Genomic DNA, 1,100 nt, shown 5'->3' with positions numbered 1-1,100 from the left:
TATACCCGTGATCATTGAAGACGCTTGATTTTTCAGCAACAGGAGATCATGCTGTCCCCATGAAAATCTTTATCACTGACCAACAAAAAGCTGAACTTGAGCGTCTTCATGACTCCAGTCGTGATAAGCGCGTTTGCGATCGCATTAAAGCCATTCTTCTGGCCTCCGAGGGCTGGAGTTCGGCCATGATCGCTCAGGCTTTACGCCTGCATCAGACTACTGTTGACCACCATATCAGCGAGTTTCTGAACAAAGGCAAGCTGAAGCCCGAAAATGGCGGCTCAGACAGCAAACTCAGCGCTGAACAAACGGCTTTTTTAATCAGCCACTTATCCGACAATTTATTTTACCATACCCGTGATATTGTCGCGTTTGTCGCGCGGACATGGAACATCGTTTTCAGCATTCCGGGAATGAATAAGTGGCTGCACCGGAACGGCTTCACCTATAAAAAACCGTCAGGCGTCCCGCATAAATTCAGTGAAGAGAAACAAAAGCAATTCATTGAATATTATGAGGAACTCAAAGCCACCGCAGGTGATGAACCGGTTCTTTTTATTGATGCTGTCCATCCGACTCAGGCCACCAAAATAGGTTATGGCTGGATACGTAAAGGCCAGAGAAAAGCGGTAAAAACAACAGGTAGTCGTACACGGCTGAATATCATGGGGGCGCTGAATCTGAAGGCCCCGGAACATCCGCTAATCTGCGAATATAAAACGGTTAATGAATACAACGTATCTCGTTTTTTCAATGAGATACGTAAAATTTATCCAGATTATCAGCAGAAAGTTCATGTTATTCTGGATGGTGCTGGTTATCACCGTTCACAGTTAGTGAAAGACTGGGCGGAGGTGGTAAATATAAAACTTCATTACCTCCCGCCGTACAGCCCGAACCTGAATCCGATAGAACGAATGTGGAAGTTAATGAACGAACATGCCCGGAATAACCGCTACTTCAGCAACAGCAGGGAGTTCAGGGATGCAATATCTGAATTTTTCAGCCATACGTTACCGGGGATAGCGGGTTTTCTGACGTCCCGAATTAACGATCATTTTCAGGTGCTCAAACCTGCATCTTGAGGTTTATTGGGTATA

At 45.5% G+C, this 1,100-nt stretch carries 1 protein-coding gene; it reads left to right on the top strand.

The features are described from left to right. Positions 1 to 59 precede the first annotated feature (59 nt). Entirely contained in the window at positions 60 to 1,085 is a 1,026-nt protein-coding gene (locus tag ACKLKD_RS27865; RefSeq protein WP_040118421.1) for an IS630 family transposase, read from the top strand. The last annotated feature ends 15 nt before the right edge of the window (positions 1,086 to 1,100 follow it).

The organism is Klebsiella sp. 10982, from assembly GCF_048589245.1.
Classification (GTDB): domain Bacteria; phylum Pseudomonadota; class Gammaproteobacteria; order Enterobacterales; family Enterobacteriaceae; genus Klebsiella; species Klebsiella quasivariicola.
This window is presented reverse-complemented; position numbering and strand designations above follow the sequence as displayed.

Bases quoted from the DNA above. Each gene is read 5' to 3' on its own strand.
- ACKLKD_RS27865 (WP_040118421.1), top strand. From the start codon at position 60: ATGAAAATCTTTATCACTGACCAACAAAAAGCTGAACTTGAGCGTCTT.